At 36.5% G+C, this 19,340-nt stretch carries 22 protein-coding genes and 1 pseudogene; 6 read left to right on the top strand and 17 right to left on the bottom strand.

Going from position 1 to position 19,340, the window contains the following annotated elements; translation table 11 throughout:
- Window positions 1-458 precede the first annotated feature (458 nt).
- The 9 genes from FFR48_RS09515 to cysE form a co-directional block, all read right to left on the bottom strand.
- The gene (locus tag FFR48_RS09515; protein WP_137667192.1) at window positions 459-1,079 is read right to left on the bottom strand and encodes a hypothetical protein; all 621 of its coding nucleotides are present in this window, start codon (window positions 1,077-1,079) and stop codon (window positions 459-461) included.
- A 47-nt stretch (window positions 1,080-1,126) separates the two neighbouring features.
- Window positions 1,127-2,299, bottom strand: a complete 1,173-nt coding sequence (locus FFR48_RS09520) for a hypothetical protein (RefSeq protein ID WP_137667193.1) — start codon at window positions 2,297-2,299, stop codon at window positions 1,127-1,129.
- Between the two features lie 1,052 nt (window positions 2,300-3,351).
- On the bottom strand, window positions 3,352-3,891 hold the full coding sequence (locus FFR48_RS09525) for a (2Fe-2S) ferredoxin domain-containing protein (protein WP_137667194.1): 540 nt from the start codon (window positions 3,889-3,891) through the stop codon (window positions 3,352-3,354).
- A gap of 225 nt (window positions 3,892-4,116) precedes the next feature.
- Entirely contained in the window at window positions 4,117-4,320 is a 204-nt protein-coding gene (nifT, locus tag FFR48_RS09530) for a putative nitrogen fixation protein NifT (protein WP_096568637.1), read from the bottom strand.
- Window positions 4,295-4,585, bottom strand: coding sequence for a nitrogen fixation protein NifZ (locus tag FFR48_RS09535; protein WP_137667195.1), 291 nt, complete (start codon window positions 4,583-4,585; stop codon window positions 4,295-4,297). Before FFR48_RS09535 ends, nifT begins: the two co-directional genes overlap by 26 nt.
- Window positions 4,572-5,705 (bottom strand): homocitrate synthase, encoded by a 1,134-nt coding sequence (gene nifV / locus FFR48_RS09540; RefSeq protein ID WP_137667196.1) that lies wholly within the window; start codon window positions 5,703-5,705, stop codon window positions 4,572-4,574. The genes FFR48_RS09535 and nifV overlap by 14 nt, the downstream gene beginning before the upstream one ends.
- A gap of 562 nt (window positions 5,706-6,267) precedes the next feature.
- Complete coding sequence (locus FFR48_RS09545) at window positions 6,268-6,465, bottom strand: DUF2949 domain-containing protein (RefSeq protein WP_137667197.1); 198 nt, start codon at window positions 6,463-6,465, stop codon at window positions 6,268-6,270.
- 286 nt (window positions 6,466-6,751) lie between these two features.
- Entirely contained in the window at window positions 6,752-7,009 is a 258-nt protein-coding gene (locus FFR48_RS09550) for an Asr1405/Asl0597 family protein (RefSeq protein ID WP_137667198.1), read from the bottom strand.
- A gap of 126 nt (window positions 7,010-7,135) precedes the next feature.
- The gene (gene cysE / locus FFR48_RS09555; protein WP_137667199.1) at window positions 7,136-7,864 is read right to left on the bottom strand and encodes a serine O-acetyltransferase; all 729 of its coding nucleotides are present in this window, start codon (window positions 7,862-7,864) and stop codon (window positions 7,136-7,138) included.
- A 678-nt stretch (window positions 7,865-8,542) separates the two neighbouring features.
- On the opposite strand from cysE, the gene FFR48_RS09560 reads away from it, so the two are divergent.
- On the top strand, window positions 8,543-9,079 hold the full coding sequence (locus FFR48_RS09560) for a Uma2 family endonuclease (protein ID WP_137667200.1): 537 nt from the start codon (window positions 8,543-8,545) through the stop codon (window positions 9,077-9,079).
- 46 nt (window positions 9,080-9,125) lie between these two features.
- Complete coding sequence (locus FFR48_RS09565; RefSeq protein ID WP_137667201.1) at window positions 9,126-9,353, top strand: type II toxin-antitoxin system Phd/YefM family antitoxin; 228 nt, start codon at window positions 9,126-9,128, stop codon at window positions 9,351-9,353.
- Here FFR48_RS09565 and FFR48_RS09570 read toward each other — a convergent pair.
- On the bottom strand, window positions 9,334-9,603 hold the full coding sequence (locus tag FFR48_RS09570; RefSeq protein ID WP_137667202.1) for a hypothetical protein: 270 nt from the start codon (window positions 9,601-9,603) through the stop codon (window positions 9,334-9,336). The genes FFR48_RS09565 and FFR48_RS09570 overlap by 20 nt on opposite strands.
- Window positions 9,604-9,696: 93 nt before the next feature.
- Entirely contained in the window at window positions 9,697-10,206 is a 510-nt protein-coding gene (locus FFR48_RS09575; protein ID WP_137667203.1) for a helix-turn-helix domain-containing protein, read from the bottom strand.
- A 291-nt stretch (window positions 10,207-10,497) separates the two neighbouring features.
- On the opposite strand from FFR48_RS09575, the gene FFR48_RS09580 reads away from it, so the two are divergent.
- The 3 genes from FFR48_RS09580 to FFR48_RS09590 all read left to right on the top strand — a co-directional run bounded on the left by FFR48_RS09580 (window position 10,498) and on the right by FFR48_RS09590 (window position 13,609).
- Window positions 10,498-12,675: a DEAD/DEAH box helicase gene (locus FFR48_RS09580; RefSeq protein WP_137667204.1), complete on the top strand. Its 2,178-nt coding sequence runs from the start codon at window positions 10,498-10,500 to the stop codon at window positions 12,673-12,675.
- A 291-nt stretch (window positions 12,676-12,966) separates the two neighbouring features.
- On the top strand, window positions 12,967-13,290 hold the full coding sequence (locus FFR48_RS09585) for a DUF433 domain-containing protein (RefSeq protein WP_096568612.1): 324 nt from the start codon (window positions 12,967-12,969) through the stop codon (window positions 13,288-13,290).
- Complete coding sequence (locus FFR48_RS09590) at window positions 13,274-13,609, top strand: DUF5615 family PIN-like protein (protein WP_096568609.1); 336 nt, start codon at window positions 13,274-13,276, stop codon at window positions 13,607-13,609. The genes FFR48_RS09585 and FFR48_RS09590 overlap by 17 nt, the downstream gene beginning before the upstream one ends.
- Before the next feature lie 3 nt (window positions 13,610-13,612).
- Here the strand turns inward: FFR48_RS09590 and FFR48_RS09595 are convergent, their stop codons facing one another.
- The 6 genes and pseudogenes from FFR48_RS09595 to FFR48_RS09620 all read right to left on the bottom strand — a co-directional run bounded on the left by FFR48_RS09595 (window position 13,613) and on the right by FFR48_RS09620 (window position 16,422).
- The gene (locus tag FFR48_RS09595; RefSeq protein ID WP_137667205.1) at window positions 13,613-13,933 is read right to left on the bottom strand and encodes a transcriptional regulator; all 321 of its coding nucleotides are present in this window, start codon (window positions 13,931-13,933) and stop codon (window positions 13,613-13,615) included.
- A 4-nt stretch (window positions 13,934-13,937) separates the two neighbouring features.
- Window positions 13,938-14,105, bottom strand: a pseudogene (locus tag FFR48_RS09600) (type II toxin-antitoxin system RelE/ParE family toxin); the annotation flags it as partial.
- A 6-nt stretch (window positions 14,106-14,111) separates the two neighbouring features.
- Entirely contained in the window at window positions 14,112-14,681 is a 570-nt protein-coding gene (locus tag FFR48_RS09605; protein ID WP_137667207.1) for a Uma2 family endonuclease, read from the bottom strand.
- Window positions 14,682-14,727: 46 nt separating this feature from the next.
- Entirely contained in the window at window positions 14,728-15,132 is a 405-nt protein-coding gene (locus FFR48_RS09610) for a type II toxin-antitoxin system VapC family toxin (RefSeq protein WP_137667208.1), read from the bottom strand.
- Window positions 15,129-15,374: a type II toxin-antitoxin system Phd/YefM family antitoxin gene (locus FFR48_RS09615; protein WP_096568597.1), complete on the bottom strand. Its 246-nt coding sequence runs from the start codon at window positions 15,372-15,374 to the stop codon at window positions 15,129-15,131. Before FFR48_RS09615 ends, FFR48_RS09610 begins: the two co-directional genes overlap by 4 nt.
- A gap of 103 nt (window positions 15,375-15,477) precedes the next feature.
- Window positions 15,478-16,422: an NAD(P)-dependent alcohol dehydrogenase gene (locus FFR48_RS09620; RefSeq protein ID WP_137667209.1), complete on the bottom strand. Its 945-nt coding sequence runs from the start codon at window positions 16,420-16,422 to the stop codon at window positions 15,478-15,480.
- A 1,484-nt stretch (window positions 16,423-17,906) separates the two neighbouring features.
- Between FFR48_RS09620 and nifB the strand changes: the two genes are divergently transcribed.
- Window positions 17,907-19,340, top strand: coding sequence for a nitrogenase cofactor biosynthesis protein NifB (gene nifB, locus FFR48_RS09625; protein WP_096568594.1), 1,434 nt, complete (start codon window positions 17,907-17,909; stop codon window positions 19,338-19,340).

The following is a 19,340-nucleotide window of genomic DNA, read 5'->3' on the forward strand; positions in this document are numbered from 1 at the left end:
ATCCCAAAAAATGCACACTTTTTCCGGTATACCCTTCAAAACCCTTGCACTAATTTCTGTGTTTATCAGCCTCTAACCTTTGATATATCAAGGTTTTAGGTTTATTCAGCAAACCCTAATTAGGCTTTGCTGAAAAAGTTATCTGTGAAAGCTAGGTGACAGGTGACAGGTGACAGGTCAGCAAACCCTAATTACAGCAGTTTCCGTTATTATGAGGTACAGATATTAATGATAAACTCCTTAATCTTCACGAAAGGACTTTTTCAGCAAGCCCTAAATAGACATCTCCGGTCATATATATAGAGACGTTGCAAGCAACGTCTCTACAAGGGTGATGCACAACTTATATTGAGGAGTTCTAGGAGTCAAGAGTTCAATGAGTCAGGAGATCATTATTGCCAGCTTTCTATGACAATCTTTTAGATTTTGATTGTGTAGATACTGGGTTTCATTTCTGACTAATTGCTTATTTGATTTAAAGAGTCTCTCAAGGTTTTGAGAGCATTACGAATTGCTCTGAAAGTTGGATCTTGTGATAATGCTTGGAGATTATTTGGAGCAGTATCCTGGACAAGTTTATTGTAGGCTGTAATAGCTGCCTCTAAATTATTGATATCTACACTGATGACCGCACCACTTGAATCTCGAACAATGAGATTATTCACGGCAGAGATTAATGCAGAGGCCAATGATGCAGAAACTCCGGGAACATTAATAGTAGGTAGATTCCCAGTAGTGACACCTGAGAATAAGCTAACAATAGCTTGAGACTCAGGTGTGGTGCTTGTAGAGATTACTGCAGCGGCAGCAGCAATCAAGTTATTCTGAATTTGGGGGTTCTCAATAGTAAGAATGACATTACCACCATCAGCAGAACTAACAGAAATACCTGTTATTGTTGATGTTCCTACTTGCAAAAGTTGAAGAACTGCCAAAGTATCCCCAGCCAAAGTGGATGACTCTGAGGTAGTTCCTGGGACTGTTTGTTGACCGGCATTGGCTCTGGGGGGAGAAGCAGCCAAAGAACCTAATAATATAGAGATTAAACCCAAGGTGAGGGTCAATTTTTGTTTAATCATGGTTTTGCCCTTTTTAGGTGAAATTGCCGTAGTGGAAAAAACAAATTTTAGAACTGAAGACTATAACCTGCAATTAAAGTAAATCCAGAACTATTAAGGTTGTCAGTGACATCGGTAAAGATAGCATTGATCACCATAGGACTTTGTTTGAAGGGAACAAAAGAAGCACCTAAGTTAAGACCACTTCCAGTCCAACTACTAACGAGGGATGCTTGTGGTGTGACTCTATAACCTATGCTGGCAAATAAGTTAGGATCATTCTCACCGGCATTTCTAGCACCTTTGGATCTGAAGCTGCCACTACCAACACCCAAAGAAACAGAGAGTGCGTCAAATCTCTGGCTAACTACACCATAAATAGTCTCTTGGGGAATATCTGCTTCTCCCCATTTAATGGCATTTGACCAACCAACGGCTACGGCTGTATCCCTGGACAGGATTCTGTGTAGTTTTAAGCCTACGGTGCCACTATCAGCAAAGTCTCCAAAGAAGTTATCTTGACCACCGAGACTGATAATATTGAAGGCGACTTCTAGACCTGCTGATTTGACTGGGTTTCCTAAACCAAAACCGACAGACATAGAACCATCTACTTTGCCATCAAAAGGAAAGAATAGTCCACCACCAACAAAGGCTTGTCCCCAACCTGCACCATAGGCAGTGGGTGTACCGGCACTGGAACCAGGGGCACCTTTGAGGGGTTCAGCGATTTGAATAATGGGATCAATCAGTAGTTCCTGGCGTAGTCTATTTGCTTCTGAAAAGGTATCACCTACAGTTGTACCAGCAGAGGGATCTACTTGAGCGATGGTTTGAGGTGGTTTGGGCTGAAAAGAAGACTTTTTAACAGAAGAGTTTTGATTTGCTGGTTGAAAGGTATCACCGAGGCTGGTAGAGAAATCTAGCTGTGAGATAGTTTCGGGTGCTGGGGAAAACTTCAGCGGTTGATTGTTTTCAATAACTGTATCTTGAGATTTTGTATCTTGAGATTTTGTATCTTGAGATTTTGTATCTTGAGATTCTTGACTGAAATTTTGGCTGGATACTGTTTCTAGCTGGGTTTCTAGTTCGTTGCTGACAGTAGCAGGAACTGAGTTATCAACCGCAGACGCGGGTTTTATGCCGGCAGATGTAGATAGTAAAAGGCATCCTAATAGATTGATGCTTAAAAACTGCATCCAGTTGGCTGAGATAATGTTGGCGAATTTGCGTGTAGTCAAAGTTGTACTCCTCACACTTTTATACATTTGTTTCGTGTCACTGTTATAGCATTTTTTTGCTAAAAACCAAACTTTTACCAGTACTGATATTTTTAAATTTATTCAGGCTGAGTGAGGATCAATATTTTTAACAAGTTAATTACTATTTTGTTTATATAGGACTCCTATTTGATTATTGAAAAAAACTCCGTACACCAAAATTCTCTAAAAGCCTTTTGCCTGGTTGGTGAGCGAAGTCGAACTATTGCCTCTTGCCTGCCTACACAGATAAATTCAGAAATCAAACCGGATGACTATAGTGCTATTTTGGTAAGATAATAGTCAGGATTTACGAGATATCTTTTTTATCAAAGATTTATTGGGATAAAATACATATTTTTTGCTTGTAAATCTGCTATTTTGTTATATTTACTTTGTTTATCAGTTTTTTTTAGGTTTTCTGTCAACTGCCTGAAGATTAAAAACTCTTAACTTTTGAACAGAAAAATGTAATTAAAAGTTACAATATTAACAAGGATTAATAAGAATTAATACGTTGTTAGGAAATTTGTTAATTTATCATTAGATAAGCTGTTACACAGCTAAATTGTCAGGACTTACGCAAAAGGAAACGAAAGTAGGGGTAAGTCATGAATTACCCCTACGCAAGAATAAGGTTTTTAGTCACATCTTGCGTAAGTCCTAATTGTATAATTCTAATATTCTGAACTCTTGTTTAACAGGCAAGATGCCTGTTCCACTTATACAAATTAAATGCACAACAGCTTATCTCTCATATCTCCGAAAATTAAATAAGCATAACCTGAAACCTTTGGTAGGGACAATTCATGAATTGTCCCTACATTCATTACCACCAGATGCCTATTAGACATCTCCAGAAAAGAAATTATGGAACTTATTTATGGGGGCAGGTCGAAGCTTATGGGATATCTAGATGTCTGATTTTTCCGTTAAATTATCGCCCATAAGCTTCGCCCCTACAACTTATGACAACTTATGACAACTTATGACAACTTATGACAAATTAATACATTCTATTTTGGAGAGGTCTATTAAGTTAAATGATTTTCTAGCAAAGATGCGATCGCCTCTGGATGAATTTTATTATATTGTTTTTTACCCAACATTAAAACACAATTAGGGGCGCTACTACAACGTTTTTGACAGTCGGTGTGTTCAATTTTGACTTTATGCAGTAAACCGCGATCGCACAAAGTTTTTTCTAATTCTGATAATAAACCTTTACCACCTCGTTTCACACAGCCTGATTTTTGACAAACCATAATTTTAGCTGTATTTTCTGGTAGTTGGTAATGAATAGGACAAAAACCAACTTGTTGAACTCGATAAGCAATAAGTTTAAGTTTACTGGTGCGTGGATTTAATTTACTAATAGCATGAATGATAACTTGTTCACCAGATACTAAATTAGCAACCAAGGAACAAAGTAAATCTTGGGGAATTTTAATTTTTAAAGTTCCCCCAGGAATAGCTAAACGCAAATGTTTATATTTTTCGGTTTTGTTACCAACAAAACCTAAAAACTGTCCTTCCAGATTCACTTCAGATAATGTGAGATATTTTTCACCCATATTGATAACCCTCACGAGAGAAAATGAGAGAAAATAATATTAGCTATCAACATTCAGCGAAGAACAGCAATGGGGAAAATTCAGAAGTATGAATTTTTAGAAAATTACATATTCTTCTTCATTAATTCTGATTCTTTTTATTTCAGCTTTTAAGTATTAGCTGATAACTGAATGCTGATAGCTAAATTCTGAGATAAAATCCTGAGATAAAATCCTGAGATAATCTTAGGACAGACGTTTAGCTTCTAAAGTTTGAGGTAAACTTTCTTGAGTAGGAATTTCACTAAATTCTAATTCCCAACCATTAGCTAAAGTGAGAACTTTACCTGCATCACTGTCTGTTTGTTTCACAACTTCTTCTTCTAAGTCTTTCTTAGCGACATAGACAACCAAAGTTCCAGCATCATTCGTCCGTAGCATGACTTTCATTTGATGTTTCCTCAGCAGATTCTAGTTCTCTTTTGCGACAACCGATGATGTACCCTGTATCTAAAAAATGTACGGCATAAATATAGTAAGCTTGTAAAAAAGTTCCTATACTTGCCACATAACCAACGTCTCCAATTTTGGCTAAAACTTCCCCAATTTCTCGCCCTGGAAAAGTACCATCATTTTTGATGAGTTTCTTAACTCGGACTTTTTCACCAATTTCAAACACTGGTGGATCATTTAGTTCTATCTCATCTCGCTGCATGAAAATACCTCTGTTCTTGTACTAAATTCAACAATTCTTCTGGAGAAAGATTGCGTTTTTTGATGGTTGATTCATGGCGAACTGCATTTAAAACAGCTTGGGTTTCTTCGTCATTCAAAAATATCCCATGCTGTGCTAATAAGTTAGATAATAAATGCCTTCCAGAATGTTTACCGATGACTAAACGACGTTCCCAACCTACTGCTTCTGGTGCAAATGGTTCATAGGTTTCTGGGTTTTTGATGACACCATCAGCATGAATTCCTGACTCGTGAGCAAAGGTATTTTCACCGACAATTGCTTTCCAAGGTGGCACGTTTGCACCGGCAGCATTAGCAACTAATTGAGATAGTTTTAAGAAATTTTTTGTATCAATTCCTAAGTCAACATTGTAGATATGTTTTAAAGCCATAACAACTTCTTCTAAAGCTGCATTTCCTGCTCTTTCTCCTAAACCATTCACGGTGGTATTGACAGAAAGTGCGCCGGCTCTAATTCCCGCAATAGCATTAGCAGTTGCTAAACCAAAATCATTATGGGTGTGAATTTCTACGGGAATTGATAAAGTAGATACTAATCGTTTAACTTTGAGGTGAGTTTTAAAAGGTTCAAGGATTCCCACTGTATCACAAAAACGAAATCTAGATGCACCCCATTCTTGAGCATATAAAGCTACATCTTGGAGAAAATTTTCATCTGCTCTAGAAGAATCTTCTCCCCCTACTGCTACCCATAAATCATGATCTAGAGCAAAGTTAATACAGTCTTTTAGTCTTTGTAAACTAACTCGCCATTGACCATGAAATTTGGCGGCAATTTGAATACCAGAAACGGGAATAGCAATATGTATTCTTTTGATTCCACAGGCAATAGAGGCTTTTATATCTGAGATAACTGCACGATTCCAAGCTAGTAATTTAGTATCTAAATTTAACTCAGAAATTGCTTTGATAGCAAGAATTTCTTCCTCTCCCATTGCGGGTATACCTACTTCTAATTCTGGTACACCAATGGCATCGAGAAATTTGGCGATCGCTACTTTTTCTTCTAAGTTAAAAGCAACTCCTGCCGCTTGTTCCCCGTCACGTAACGTAGTATCATTAATACTAATTTGACTCATCTCAAACATTCCTCTAGCCAAGTTTTTACTGTAAACGTTCAGCTATTAGTGGTCAGATTTTTGACGTTTACGCCACAAAACAGTATTTGATCATCTAAGTATTGATCAAATATTCTGACTCCTGAATCCTGAATTCTTAGTTTTTACTAATGTCCTTTAATGCTACAATGGCCATTCCACATAGATATAAAGCAAATATTAATTTTTGTAGATAACTGCTAAAAATAACAGGAGTTATTCCAAACAGTTGATAATATTTAATTATTGCTCAATAACTCACACCACATCTGTATGTTAGGAAACTAAATTTCGGTATCATTTAGGAAGATTTATTTTGCTCATGTTTGGGATGTTCTACAAATAGCCAGTAGCTAATATAGCTATTAGTAAGTCCTGTCAGTAACAAAATACTCAGTCCAGCAATTAAACTCGTAATCATAATATTTACCTCATAATTAAGAAGTCAAGAGTCAGGAGTCAGGAGTCAGGAGTCAGAATATATATTTCTGGAAGATCCTGATATTGTTTAATTGTCAATTGTCAATTGTCAATTTTCAATTGTTTAACCTTGTTCGACTAACCAATCAAAAATCTTTTCTAACTGTTGTAAATCTATCAAACCATATTGCCAAAGCAGCATGGGAATGGGACCTTGATCAAATTCACGATGTCGCAAAGCAACAGCAATATCAGCTTTTGAAAGTGACAGTTCGCTATGTAGAAATTGCAATAATTTCTTATCGCTGTTACCGTTTACCATAAGTTGACGTTCAAAATATCAAAATAGACACAGATTTACCTGCTAATTTCACTCCATTACAGAAGAAAATATGTCAGAGAAATTGGAGATTTAGCAGATCGGAAAAAATAAGTGAAACCTAAGCTTAGGTTAATTGTCTTGATTATGCAAGCGAAATTGTGAGTGAACAATAACTTTGACTATGACAGAAGATAAATTAAATTTGCATCTTGAATTTACTTCTGATATTGTGGTGATTAAACCTGAGATAAGTCGTGAATTGTATCACTCACATCGGTTTTGAGAATTAGCCATTATAACCGCAGTACCAACAACTTTCTAACCATTCCACTAATTCCTCACGAGAAGCTAAAAATTGCATGATGGTATTTTGCACAATCACTGCTTCTTTGAAGCTATTAATTTGCACTCTTAAAGAACCATCTGGTTCACAAGCACAGGCAATCATTAACTCTTGCAAGTGGTGAAAAATTTCTGAGCGATCGCTCAAAGGAACTTCCAAAAATTGTTCACCTAAAGCCAAAAAGTTACCATTCAAGGACATAAATTACTGCTCGTTGATAGGCAAAGTTTACAGTTTACTTATATAGCAGGAGTCAGGAGTCAGGAGGAAAACCCTTTTTTCGAGAAAACTCCATCATCAATTTGTGAACTACCGATATTTCCATTGCTATACATCATCTTGTTGATGATTTTTGAGAGTTTTTACTTGTTGTTCAAGTTGTTCAATGCGGGAAAGCAAAGAACGAATTATACCTGCTTCCACATCAGGTAATTTTCCATGTTCTAAGGGAGAAATGCGTTTTTTCTGTTTTTGGGAAATAATGCGCCCAGGAATACCAACGACGGTAGAATCAGGAGGAACATCACGTAAAACGATAGAACCTGCACCGATCCGCACGCGATCGCTAATTTGAATATTTCCCAAAACCTTCGCACCTGCACCCACAACCACGTTATTACCTAAAGTGGGATGACGTTTACCGCTTTCTTTCCCAGTTCCACCGAGAGTTACACCTTGATAAATGAGTGTATAATCGCCGACAATGGCAGTTTCACCAATTACCACACCCATACCATGATCGATAAATACACCTTTACCAATTTTTGCCCCTGGATGAATTTCAATACCTGTAAAAAATCGTCCCCAATGAGAAATTAAACGGGGAATAAAACCCACTTTACGAATGTGTAACCAATGAGCGAGACGATGTAAACAAAGAGCATGAAAACCAGGATAACAAAAGATCACCTCTAACCAATTTCGTGCGGCTGGATCACGCTCAAAAATGATGCGAAAATCACTCATTAATGGCTCTAAAAAATCGCCAGAGAGTAGATTTTTCCGCGAGTCTGTATTTGCAGTTTGGGTTTTGAGACTGTCTAGAGACTGTTGCATCGGTACTGTCTGGTTAAAAGAGCCATGTTGTGTTTTTCTGCTTATACCAGGTGACTTGAAAGCAGAGAAAATCCCAGCTACCGATTAGATTTATTGAATTTATTAAGATTGTACTCAATAGGTTTAAACCCCTATTTAACAGATATTTAACACAAATTTACATTCTTTCTTGGGGTAGGGGTACTAGATTTTTATTACAGGGGTACGGGTATTTATGGGATAGGGTTTGAGGTTTTTTGTACTCAATTAAATCTATTTGCCTGTGAGAGTTACAGCGATTTAGGCAAGATATTTTGAGATATATTAAGTTGTACTCAGTTGATGTGAAAAGTTGTGTTAATGACAGGAAATTAAGGTTTTATGTATTTGCTGTTACTATTATTAGTGTAGAGTTTTGGTAGTCAAAAGACCGATTTCTTTATTTTGTTTTAGGATTTTATTTTCTGTAGAGGGGAATACAAAATAGCAATAGGTAGGAAGAAAAATTTAGCGATTATAGAATTTTACCTAGCTTGGGTTTTTATATTGTGTTATAATCAAGACTTACGAATTCGCCTAATTTTTATGTAAATAGTAGTTATTAGCCCTATGACATTAGCAGCACCGCAAACCAAACAATATATTGAACAGAGAAATGAATGACATTACCAAAAATGTGAACAATAAATAACAGCAACTATGAAATTTTCAACCCTCACCAATTCATTAGACAATTTTCTTCAACAACCCAATATTGAAGCCTCTCCTGCTTGGGAGTTTATCCAGGGAAAAGCCCAGCAAAAACCCATGCCAACGCTGTTTCATTCTCGCCTCCAACGCAACCTTGTTAACGCCATCAACAGCCAAACTACAGCTTACGAAGCTATTCAAGAATTGCGGTGTATTGTTCCTCCCATGTCTTTTGTACCTGATATTGCGGTTGTGAAAAGTGAACGTTTTACAGATGAAGATGGACCCCTACAAGGTTCACCAGACTGGTTAATTGAAATTCGTTCTCCTGATAAAAGTACATTAGATATACAACAGAAAATCCTACATTGCTTGAGTAATGAAACAGAGCTTGCTTGGTTAATTGACATTCAAAGAAAGCAAATTTGGGTATGGGAAAATCAAGAATTACCGCTTATTTATGCCGATAATGATACACTTCCCACCCTGGGTAATATTTTAGAATTAACTGTTGCAAATGTGATGGCAATGACTCAGCAAAGATGATATAATGTTATGTTAGAATAATGAATATGTTTATTAGGAAGTTGTTATGACTCAAGTAAATGCCTCTCAAGTTCGAGAACATTTGACTGATTTCCTAGATAGTCTGACTCAGGGGGAAAAATCAATTGTTATTGAACAAGCAGGAAAAGCAATAGCGACTCTCATTAGTTATGAAGAATGGAAACGCTTAAAACAAATAGAAAGTTATTTAATTTCCCAGGACGATGAAGAATCTTTTAGTCCTGAAGAAGTCATCACAGCATATAATCTTTAGCTAAATCTGCATCAATGCTTTCATTGTCAATATTTGTACTATTATGAACATTAAGTGTGCCAAAATGACGCTCAAATTTTGCCCGTGCTAATTCTTTTTGTGCATCTGTAGGTACTACCAAAACTCGACTAAAATATTGTTCTAGCAATGTTGTTGCTAAACTTTCTGGAGAAATACCAATATTATTAGCTTGTTGCTGAATAGCGATCGCTATTTGATCACTCAGTTCCAGAGTTAGAATTTGGCTCATAATAGGATACTCAAGAATTGGTGTAATTATAACATTGATTGCGTACAGATGAAAGATACCAAGGAAAAATCACCGTAAAAATTAAAAGCTTGATTATTCCGAGTCTACCTGCTTTACAACCTCTAAAGGTAAATCTAGCACTTCTGCAATTTGTTCATCATTTAAACCAAAATACCTTAACTTGTCAATTTTTTCTGACTGAGTTTTATTATTTTTACGCTGTTTTAATTTAGGATAAATAGAATTATTTTTATCTGATTTATTTTTAGGATTTGTAGAACTAATATTTATACAGCCAATTAAACTATGATTAATTTTACTCTTTTCACCGAAAGAAATATTTACATTTCCCTGTCGTTCCAGAACAGATTTAAGATTTCGTTTATCAACTGGTTCATCAAAAATATCAGATAACAATTGTAAAAGTTCATAACCTACATCCTTTGCATGACCCGCGCTACAACCACAGTTTTCAGCAATATCAGCATACTTGTGATGATTGAGCGAACCTTCAATAACTGCGCGTTGTATGTCGTTCAGATGCTCACCTGTGTTGAGATAAACAGCGTCATCCACTAATTGTAGTAGTTCGTGAATCTGCATATTTAGAAATGTAACACGACATAGGTAATTTTAGCATACTTTATCCGTACTTATCAGTCTTTTTCCGTCCTTTTTTGTAAATTTTTTTGCGATCCGCTTTTTTCCGCTTTTCAGGTTTGGGTAGGTGGTGTAGCGTGGGTAAAAAGTAGAACTTACGCAAGTTTCACATTAAATATTTATTGTAGGGTGCATCAAATATCACAAATCTGTTGATTGAAATTATTTATGCGCTTTTACGTAAAATAGCTATGACTAAATTGGGTAAGTTCTCAAAATAAAGGAGATGTAATCATGACTGACAATGAACGCAAATTTATCACCAGTGAAGCTATATCCAATGACAAACATGATACTCATGAGAAAATTTGGAAAACCACTAAAGACAGTTTTTCTAGTCGAGATTGTATAGGATATTGGCGTTATCCCTTATTCTCTAAAGTAGGAGAAGTCAGAAAAGAACCAGACATTCTGATTGTTGATCGAGAATTGGGATTAATTTCTATAGAAATAGAAAATATTAGCATTGATCAAGTTGTAGCTGTTAATGGTGATCAATGGGAATTTACACATGATAGTACAGTGCTTTCCAATCCTGCACAACGTTCTAATCGTTCATTACAAACATTATTAGGATATTGTGATCGAGAAGATACTATTTTTCGCAAAATTACAGGACGTGCTTTAGTTGCTTTACCAAAAATTACCATAGAAGAGTGGCAACAAAAAGGTTTTGATCAATTACCTAATTGTCCTCCTATTATATTTAAAAATAATTTGGGTAAAACAGCTTTTTTTGAAAGAATTTACCAATCACAACCAATGGTTACAGGAGATCATATCAATGATGAACAATGGAAAGTATTGCGTGCTGTTATTAGTGGGACTCCTGTACTTCGTAAACCTTCTATAGCTACTTTTTCTCATACTAAAAATAGATCAGCTATTCTTTCAATTCTTGGTGAGTGGCTTTATGAAACTGACTTACAACAAGAACATATTGGTAAAGAAATTCCTCCAGGAGCGCAAAGAATACGGGGAATTGCAGGTTCAGGTAAGACTGTTTTATTGTGCCAAAAAGCTGCTAATATGTATTTAAAACATCCTGATTGGGATATTGCTTTAGTGTTTTTTACCCGTTCTTTATATGAGCAGATTGAAAGTTTAATAGATCGTTGGTTAAAAAGATTTAGTAATGGCGATATTTCCTATGATGAAAAAGTTAGGAGAAAACTAAAAGTTCTTCATGCTTGGGGTGGTAGTTATAGAGCAGGTTTATATTCAACTATTTGCGAGAAACATGGCGTTTCATCTCTGAGAGTTATTCCGGGTTTAAGCCCAAGTGAAGGATTAGCTGAATGTACTAAGAGATTGCTAGATGGGAAAGAAATTCAACCTCTTTTTGATGCTATTCTTATTGATGAAGGTCAAGATCTTGTAAGTGAAGATGAAAGAAAATTTGAAGAAAATAATGAATCTAAACAAGCTATTTATTGGATGGCTTATCAAGCTTTACGTCCTGTTGACAATGAATCTTCTGAACAACGTTGTCTAATATGGGCTTATGATGAAGCTCAAAGTTTAGATAGTTTAAAAATACCAATGGCTAAAGAATTATTTGGTAAAAGTTTGACAAATTTAGTATCTGGACAACATAAAGGTGGAATTAAAAAAAGTCAAATAATGCACCGTTGTTATAGAACTCCTGGAGAAATTCTAACAGCTGCTCACGCAATTGGCATGGGATTATTGCGCTCCGATGGAATGCTACAAGGATTAACAAACAAGAAGAGTTGGGAATTTATTGGTTATCAAGTTAAAGAAGGGGAATTTCGTCCTCCTGGGCAAAAAATTGTTTTACATCGTCCTCCTGAAAATTCGCCAAATCCTGTTCCTAAATTATGGGAAAAACCAGTTCTTGAATTTGAAACTTATGAATCTCGATCTCAAGAATTAGAAGCTTTAGCAGCAAGAATTAAATATAATCTTGAGCAAGATGGATTAAAACCTAGTAGAGATATTTTAATAGTCGTTTTAGGTTCAGTGAGAGATGCAGGTCAGTTGGAAACAGAAGTAGGAAAGTTCTTGATGAAAGAAGGAATTGATATTTACATTGCAGCTGCTAAAACACTGAATCAGCTAAATCCAAATTTTCAAGCTGGAACATTAAATCAAGATAAATTTTGGTGTGAAGGAGGTGTAACAATTTCTCGTATTCATCGAGCAAAAGGAAATGAGGCTAATATGGTTTATGTTGTTGGAATTGATAAAATTGCAGAAAATGAAAATGATCCTAATTTACGAAATCAGCTATTTGTTGCATTAACAAGATCGAGAGGTTGGGCTTGTATGAGTGGAATTGGTGACTATCCTTTTTATAGTGAAATTAACCAAGTGATTAAAAGTGGAGATACTTTTACTTTCACCTATAAGAAACCGCCAAAAGTCAATACAGGAGAAGAAACAGAATAATCGTAGGGTGGGTTAGGCACCTGAGCTAATCAAGTAGTAAAATACAATAGACATCTCCACAATAGAATGTATTAATTTGTCATAAATTGTAGGGGCGAAGCTTATGGGCGATAATTTAACGGAAAAATCAGACATCTAGATATCCCATAAGCTTCGCCCTGCCCCCATAAATAAGTTCCATAATTTCTTTTCTGGAGATGTCTAATAATATTGACGCACAGTAACCCACCATTTACCATCTCCACTAAAATAGTGATATAATCGGCTTACATAATTCTCTAAATCATAGATATGTCCCTTAACATAATCAAAGAACATATAGAAATCACTCCTGGTATTTGTGGAGGAAAACCCCGGATAGCTGGACATCGGATTCGAGTTCAAGATATTGTGATTTGGCATGAACAAATGGGAATGTCACCTGATGAAATTCTCTACCACTATCCTAGTATTACTTTATCCGATGTCTATGCAGCGTTAGCATATTATCATGATCATCGAGAGGAAATTAGGCAACAAATATCAGAATCAGAAGCTTTCATCCAAGAAATCCAAGCACAAACTCCTTCGATTTTGCAACAAAAACTGAAACAGCGCAATGACAGAAAAAATTAAGTTCCATTTAGATGAAAGTGTTAGTAATGCCATTGCGTTAGGTTTACGTCGTCGAGGAATTAATGTGACTACAACTTCAGAAGCAGGATTAATTGGTGTGTCAGATAGAGAACAAATTACTTTTGCTTTATCTGAAAACCGGATCTTGATAACTCATGATGATGATTTTGTCATGCTTCATCGTAGTGGTATAAATCATGCAGGAATTACATATTGTGATCAAAAACGTCGTTCAATTGGTGAAATATTAAATACTTTAATTCTAATTTGGGAAACACTTGCATCAGAAGATATGAAGAATCAACTTGAGTTTTTATGAAAATTAACTCGCTTTTGATTCCAATTCTTCAATTTCCGAGATATCTAATATATTAATAGGTGGATGGTTTGGAAATTCAACAACAAGACGCAACTCACCACCCATCTCAGTAATATACTTTCGCAAAATTGCAAGCATTAAATCAGTACGATTTTCCATTTGAGAAACAGTTACTTCTGACATTTGTTCCTGAGTGAGTTTAAGTGCTAATCTCAATTGTTGTCGTGCCATTTCTTCAGCAATTAGCAACTTAGATTCTTCTTCAATTTTTTGTCGTCTTTCTGGTGATAACTGTTCTAATTTTTCCTTTAAAGTTTTCCCCATTGTTTTATCCTTTCTTTTCTTCTGATTGTTTTTTTAGTTGAGCTAAATGTACATCAAATCTAGCATCAGCAGTTTTGATCAGTTGCTTATAAAAACGACTTTCACTTCCACCTGATTTATCACCTGCAACTAATAATATAGCATTCCGTCTGGGGTCGAATGCAAAGGCCACAACTATTCACCCAAAACTAACACTACGATAAATTTCTTTAATCGGTAATTCTACACCCACAGACTCTAAAAAAATAGATTTCTCTAAATCATTAAAATCACCCAATAACCAACCTTGATCTTGCTTACTATATTTTTCTATAAAAACTTCATCCTGTTCAACTAATAAATATTCACAAAAACTAGGAATTGAACGATACATTCTAAACTTACTTTGACGATCATAGTCTGCTGTAGAAGGAGATAATACTTCCACAATTAAAATAGGATTTAAAACCTCATCTTTGCGATTATCATTTAGTTGTGGTTCACCATCAAAAACCATAACATCAGGATATACTCCCTGGTTATGTTGAGGAATATATAGCCGTAAATCGCTGTTAATAGCTTCAAATTGAGTATCACGCAGCAGATAGGTAAGATATGTCAAAATATTTCGACCTATACGGCTATGATTTAATGATCCTCCTGGCATGGGTACAATTTCTCCATCATGATATTCATTACGTCCTTCCGCTTTTTCTTCAATAGCTCGATATTCATCTAAACTATAACGACGCTCAACGGTGGTAATCATAATTTGTTAACTCAATAATGGTACTAGATATAATTTTCTAACTTTCCTAACTTTTATGACCAGCCCAAAGAATAGCAGTATCTTGATATTCTTTAAACATTGGATCAGCCGTAATAATTGTCGTGTCCTCCATTTGTGCCTGAGCTATTAACATTCGATCAAAAGGATCTCGATGATGTAAGGGTAAAATAGCTGTTCTAAGTGCATGAGAAGCTGTAATTTCCAGATATTTCGCACCTAACCGCACCATGCGACTAGAAATGTAACCGTCTAGTGGTGCTGGTAATGGTAACTTACCAATTGCCACTTTTATCCCCATTTCCCACACACTAGCAACAGAAAGCCATAGTTCGTTGTTTTCATTAGCTATCTGTGCGATCGCCTCTTCATTTAAACGCTCTGGTTGGGCAAACCACCATAACCAACATTGAGTATCCAATAAAAATTTCACTCTTCACTACCCTCAAATGCTGCCAAAATATCATCTGGTAAGGGTGCATTAAAGTCTTCTGGTACTACAAAAAGTCCTTTATCTTGCCCTAAACTGTCACGTCTATTAGATGACACACTAAAAGGAACTAACTTGGCCACAGGAACACCCCGGTTAGAGATGATAATTTCCTCACCCAGTTCTACACGGGATAACAGACGTGAAAGATTTGTTTTAGCTTGATGGATATTTACAGTTTCCACGGTTTTTTAGCTTAGTTTATAAACTAAGTTTAGTGCAATTTTCAAATTACTGCAAGATACACCAACCAACTTTGCTCCTTTGCCTCTTTGCGCGAAACTTGACTCAATGTGTAATTGCGATCGCAATTTTCCCCACAGTCCTTTCACCCTCACTATACCGATGAGCTTCTGTTAATTCTTGTAACGGATATGTGCGATCAATCACTGTCCGTAACTTCCCAGCCTCAATTAATTCCTTCAAATAACCCAAATCCTGACTATTCGGCTTTTCCAAAACAATTTTCGCCTTTTGACCAGGAAGAAACGCTGTTAAAACACTCTGTAAAATGACCTCCGGTATAGGCAAAGTTGATACATAAACCCCATTGGGCGTTAAAACTTTTCTGCAATCAGAAAATGATTTTTTGGCAACCGCATCAAAAATAATATCGTACTGCACATTACCTTTTGTAAAGTCTTGTTGCGTATAGTCAATAACTAAATCTGCGTTCAAAGACCTCACCAAATCCAAATTTTTAGCACTGCAAACACCAGTCACCTCAGCACCCAAAGCCTTAGCAATTTGCACCGCAAACACCCCTACACCGCCCGAAGCACCATTAATCAATACCTTTTGACCTGATTTGATATTTCCCAAGTCTCGCAGAGATTGGAGAGCCGTTAACGCTGCTAATGGGACGGTGGCTGCTTGTTCATAACTCATGTTGGTGGGTTTGGCAACTGCTAAATTTTCCGGGATGGCAGCGAACTCTGCATAAGCACCCCCTGGAAAGCTGGTACTGCCATAAATAGCGTCACCTCCTTTAAAGCGCGTCACCTGTGAACCAACTGCCACCACTTCTCCAGCGACATCAAAACCAAGAATCAGGGGAAATTTGTTTCCAGTCAAAATGCTTAACATCCCTTTGCGGGTTTTCCAGTCAATGGGGTTAACACTACTAGCGTGAACCTTCACCAATAGCTGATCAGGTTTGATTTTTGGTTGTTCTACCTCTTCATATTGCAAGACTTCAGGAGAACCATAACGACGTATCACCATAGCTTTCATAAAAATTCCCATCCTTATATATATATTTGTTTGCCATAATTACAGTTTAGTCATTGCCAAAAGTTCAGCAAGACTTATTTATTTTTACCATTGCCTGTCAACTGTCACCTAACTTGAGATTATTTTTCATTCCCTATTCCCTATTCCCTATTCATCAGCATTCAGCTATCAGCAAAAATCATAAAAAACACAAATATTAGTCTGTAAATTTCCCTGTTAAAAAGCTGTGAAACCTAGACAAATTATGAAAAACTTTCAAAAAGTATAATTTCAGCAACCTGTATATTTAAATCTGAAAGTTGATTACTGATTACTGATAAATGATTACTTATTTCTATTCCCTCCCTTAAACAAAATAAGATTACTTGCAAATTATCTGCATTAAGACTATAGTATTATTAAACGATGACAGCCTTTAGCTAAAATCGGGAGCATCCAATGTGTAAGTTTATTTTGATCTCACGGAAAAAATGATCTAAGGGACTGATATGATTGAACCGCAAAGGACGCAAAGGACGCAAAGGACACAAAGGTAAGAGAGTTTAAGAGATTTTTTGGTGTTGCTACGGTTATTTTTTCAAAATTGGGATGCTCTCACTAAAATCAAACGACTCGCTGAAAGCTGATGACTGATAGCTGAATACTTACCGAAAAATTAAAAAAATATAAACTGCATTTTTATCTGAAAAAAAATGCTATTCTAGATACAGAATATAATAGACATCTTTCGGACTTAGTAAAACTTTAGGCAAAGAGTTGTAAATGTAGCTAAAATCCTGAAATTCCTTATATATTAAGACTTTCAGAAGAAAGAGATCAGGATTTGAGTACATTGTAAATGTAAGCGAAAATTAACTAAGATTTTATCCCAACCCTGACAGGTATTGGGTTTTGAATGAGTACAAAGAAATCCTGAACCCCACTTCATAAATACTCGTACCCCAACTAAAAAATACTAGCACCCATACCCGAAAAAATATTATTTAATTATTGTAATCCTTGCAGAGATGAGGATTTATATTTTTGAGTACAAACATAATAAATCCAATAAATCCTATCCTAGAGATAGCAAAAAGCCTTATGAAAAGTGCTGCTATAAATCATTTATCGCCAATCACTTAACGCTCCTTAACAAATCAGCAGCGAAAAGTGAGTGGAGGGATGAGATAGCACCATGCCTGAAGTGAAAGGAAGTCGCGGCTGTACTCGTCTACCCAAAACCCAAAGTTAACACACACCAGCCAAACTTCAAGGATTGATTGCCTGATCAATTTTGGATTTTAGATTTTAGATTTTAGATTTGGGATTTTGAATTAAATGTCACCAAAATTTAGAATCTATCATAAATTACCAAAATTGATATTATTGCCAAATTAACCCTTGGGGCAAAGAGAGTATAAACGCGACTTCAGTTCATAGGCATTGGAAGGAGCAACGGCATCTCCCACAGTGGCCATCTAGTCCACCGACGTTTGCGAAATTCAATGACACTACCGGCTACAGGACTCCTCACCTCCTCCGAACAGGAACCCAATTTCAAAGCCAAATCTGGTGGTTGCGGTTGTGATAGCAACACAGCGCCAGAAATGGACGAAAAACTCAAAGCACGCATCGCCAACCATCCCTGTTACAGCGAAGAAGCGCATCACCATTATGCACGGATGCACGTTGCTGTTGCTCCTGCTTGCAATATTCAATGTAACTATTGTAACCGCAAGTATGACTGCGCTAACGAAAGCCGTCCGGGAGTAGTTAGCGAACTACTAACACCAGAAGAAGCTGCACATAAAGTATTAGTTGTAGCGAGTAAAATTCCCCAAATGACAGTTTTGGGAATTGCTGGACCTGGTGATCCTTTAGCAAACCCCGAAAAAACATTTCGTACCTTTGAGTTGATTGCAGATAAAGCACCAGATATTAAGCTTTGTTTATCAACCAACGGTTTGATGCTACCAGAATACATCGATCGCATCAAACAATTAAATATAGATCATGTTACCATCACCCTTAACACCATTGACCCAGAAATAGGCGCACAAATTTATTCTTGGGTTCACTATAAACGCAAACGTTATAGAGGTGTAGAAGGTGCGAAAATTCTGCTAGAAAAGCAGATGGAAGGATTGCAAGCTTTAAAAGAAGCTGACATTTTGTGTAAAGTTAATTCTGTGATGATTCCCGGAATTAATGATCAACACTTGGTAGAAGTTAACAAAATGATTCGTGAGAATGGTGCATTCCTGCACAATATCATGCCGCTAATTTCTGCCCCAGAACATGGTACACATTTTGGTTTAACTGGTCAACGTGGACCAACAAACAAAGAACTGAAAGAAGTACAGGATCAATGTTCTGGTAACATGAAAATGATGCGTCACTGTCGCCAGTGTCGTGCCGATGCGGTAGGATTATTAGGAGAAGACCGCAGCCAGGAATTTACTAAAGAGAAATTCTTGGAAATGTCCCCAGAATATGACTTAGAAAAACGTCAAGAAGTACAGGAAGGAATTGAGAAATTTAGAGCAGAAATTAAACTAGCGAAAGAGAAAGTTAAGGCTGAAAAACAAACAGCTACTAAGGAAAAAATTCTCGTTGCAGTTGCCACTAAAGGCGGTGGTTTAGTTAACCAACACTTCGGACACGCGAAGGAATTTCAAGTTTACGAAGTTGATGGAAATGAAGTTCGTTATGCAGGACATCGGCGAATTGATCAATATTGTCAAGGTGGATACGGTGAAGAAGCAACCGCAGACCATATAATGAAAGCAATTGCTGATTGCAAAGCGGTTTTAGTTTCCAAAATTGGCAACTGTCCTAAAGAGAAACTGCACGCAGCCGGCATACAGACTGTTGAAGCTTACGATGTAATCGAAAAAGTTGCTTTAGAGTTTTACGAGCAGTATGTAAAGGCGAAATAG

It is taken from the genome of Sphaerospermopsis reniformis (assembly GCF_005402885.1).
Taxonomy (GTDB): Bacteria; Cyanobacteriota; Cyanobacteriia; order Cyanobacteriales; family Nostocaceae; genus Sphaerospermopsis; species Sphaerospermopsis kisseleviana.

Coding starts and splice junctions, on each gene's coding strand:
- nifT (WP_096568637.1), bottom strand. CDS start 4,320: ATGAAAGTCATGCTACGGACGAATGATGCTGGAACTTTGGTTGTCTAT.
- FFR48_RS09580 (WP_137667204.1), top strand. CDS start 10,498: ATGACTGACAATGAACGCAAATTTATCACCAGTGAAGCTATATCCAAT.
- FFR48_RS09545 (WP_137667197.1), bottom strand. CDS start 6,465: ATGGTAAACGGTAACAGCGATAAGAAATTATTGCAATTTCTACATAGC.
- nifV (WP_137667196.1), bottom strand. CDS start 5,705: ATGAGTCAAATTAGTATTAATGATACTACGTTACGTGACGGGGAACAA.
- FFR48_RS09525 (WP_137667194.1), bottom strand. CDS start 3,891: ATGGGTGAAAAATATCTCACATTATCTGAAGTGAATCTGGAAGGACAG.
- FFR48_RS09595 (WP_137667205.1), bottom strand. CDS start 13,933: ATGGGGAAAACTTTAAAGGAAAAATTAGAACAGTTATCACCAGAAAGA.
- FFR48_RS09570 (WP_137667202.1), bottom strand. CDS start 9,603: ATGAGCCAAATTCTAACTCTGGAACTGAGTGATCAAATAGCGATCGCT.
- FFR48_RS09585 (WP_096568612.1), top strand. CDS start 12,967: ATGTCCCTTAACATAATCAAAGAACATATAGAAATCACTCCTGGTATT.
- nifB (WP_096568594.1), top strand. CDS start 17,907: ATGACACTACCGGCTACAGGACTCCTCACCTCCTCCGAACAGGAACCC.
- FFR48_RS09605 (WP_137667207.1), bottom strand. CDS start 14,681: ATGATTACCACCGTTGAGCGTCGTTATAGTTTAGATGAATATCGAGCT.
- FFR48_RS09565 (WP_137667201.1), top strand. CDS start 9,126: ATGACTCAAGTAAATGCCTCTCAAGTTCGAGAACATTTGACTGATTTC.
- cysE (WP_137667199.1), bottom strand. CDS start 7,864: ATGCAACAGTCTCTAGACAGTCTCAAAACCCAAACTGCAAATACAGAC.
- FFR48_RS09575 (WP_137667203.1), bottom strand. CDS start 10,206: ATGCAGATTCACGAACTACTACAATTAGTGGATGACGCTGTTTATCTC.
- FFR48_RS09590 (WP_096568609.1), top strand. CDS start 13,274: ATGACAGAAAAAATTAAGTTCCATTTAGATGAAAGTGTTAGTAATGCC.
- FFR48_RS09550 (WP_137667198.1), bottom strand. CDS start 7,009: ATGTCCTTGAATGGTAACTTTTTGGCTTTAGGTGAACAATTTTTGGAA.
- FFR48_RS09560 (WP_137667200.1), top strand. CDS start 8,543: ATGAAATTTTCAACCCTCACCAATTCATTAGACAATTTTCTTCAACAA.
- FFR48_RS09515 (WP_137667192.1), bottom strand. CDS start 1,079: ATGATTAAACAAAAATTGACCCTCACCTTGGGTTTAATCTCTATATTA.
- FFR48_RS09620 (WP_137667209.1), bottom strand. CDS start 16,422: ATGAAAGCTATGGTGATACGTCGTTATGGTTCTCCTGAAGTCTTGCAA.
- FFR48_RS09535 (WP_137667195.1), bottom strand. CDS start 4,585: ATGCAGCGAGATGAGATAGAACTAAATGATCCACCAGTGTTTGAAATT.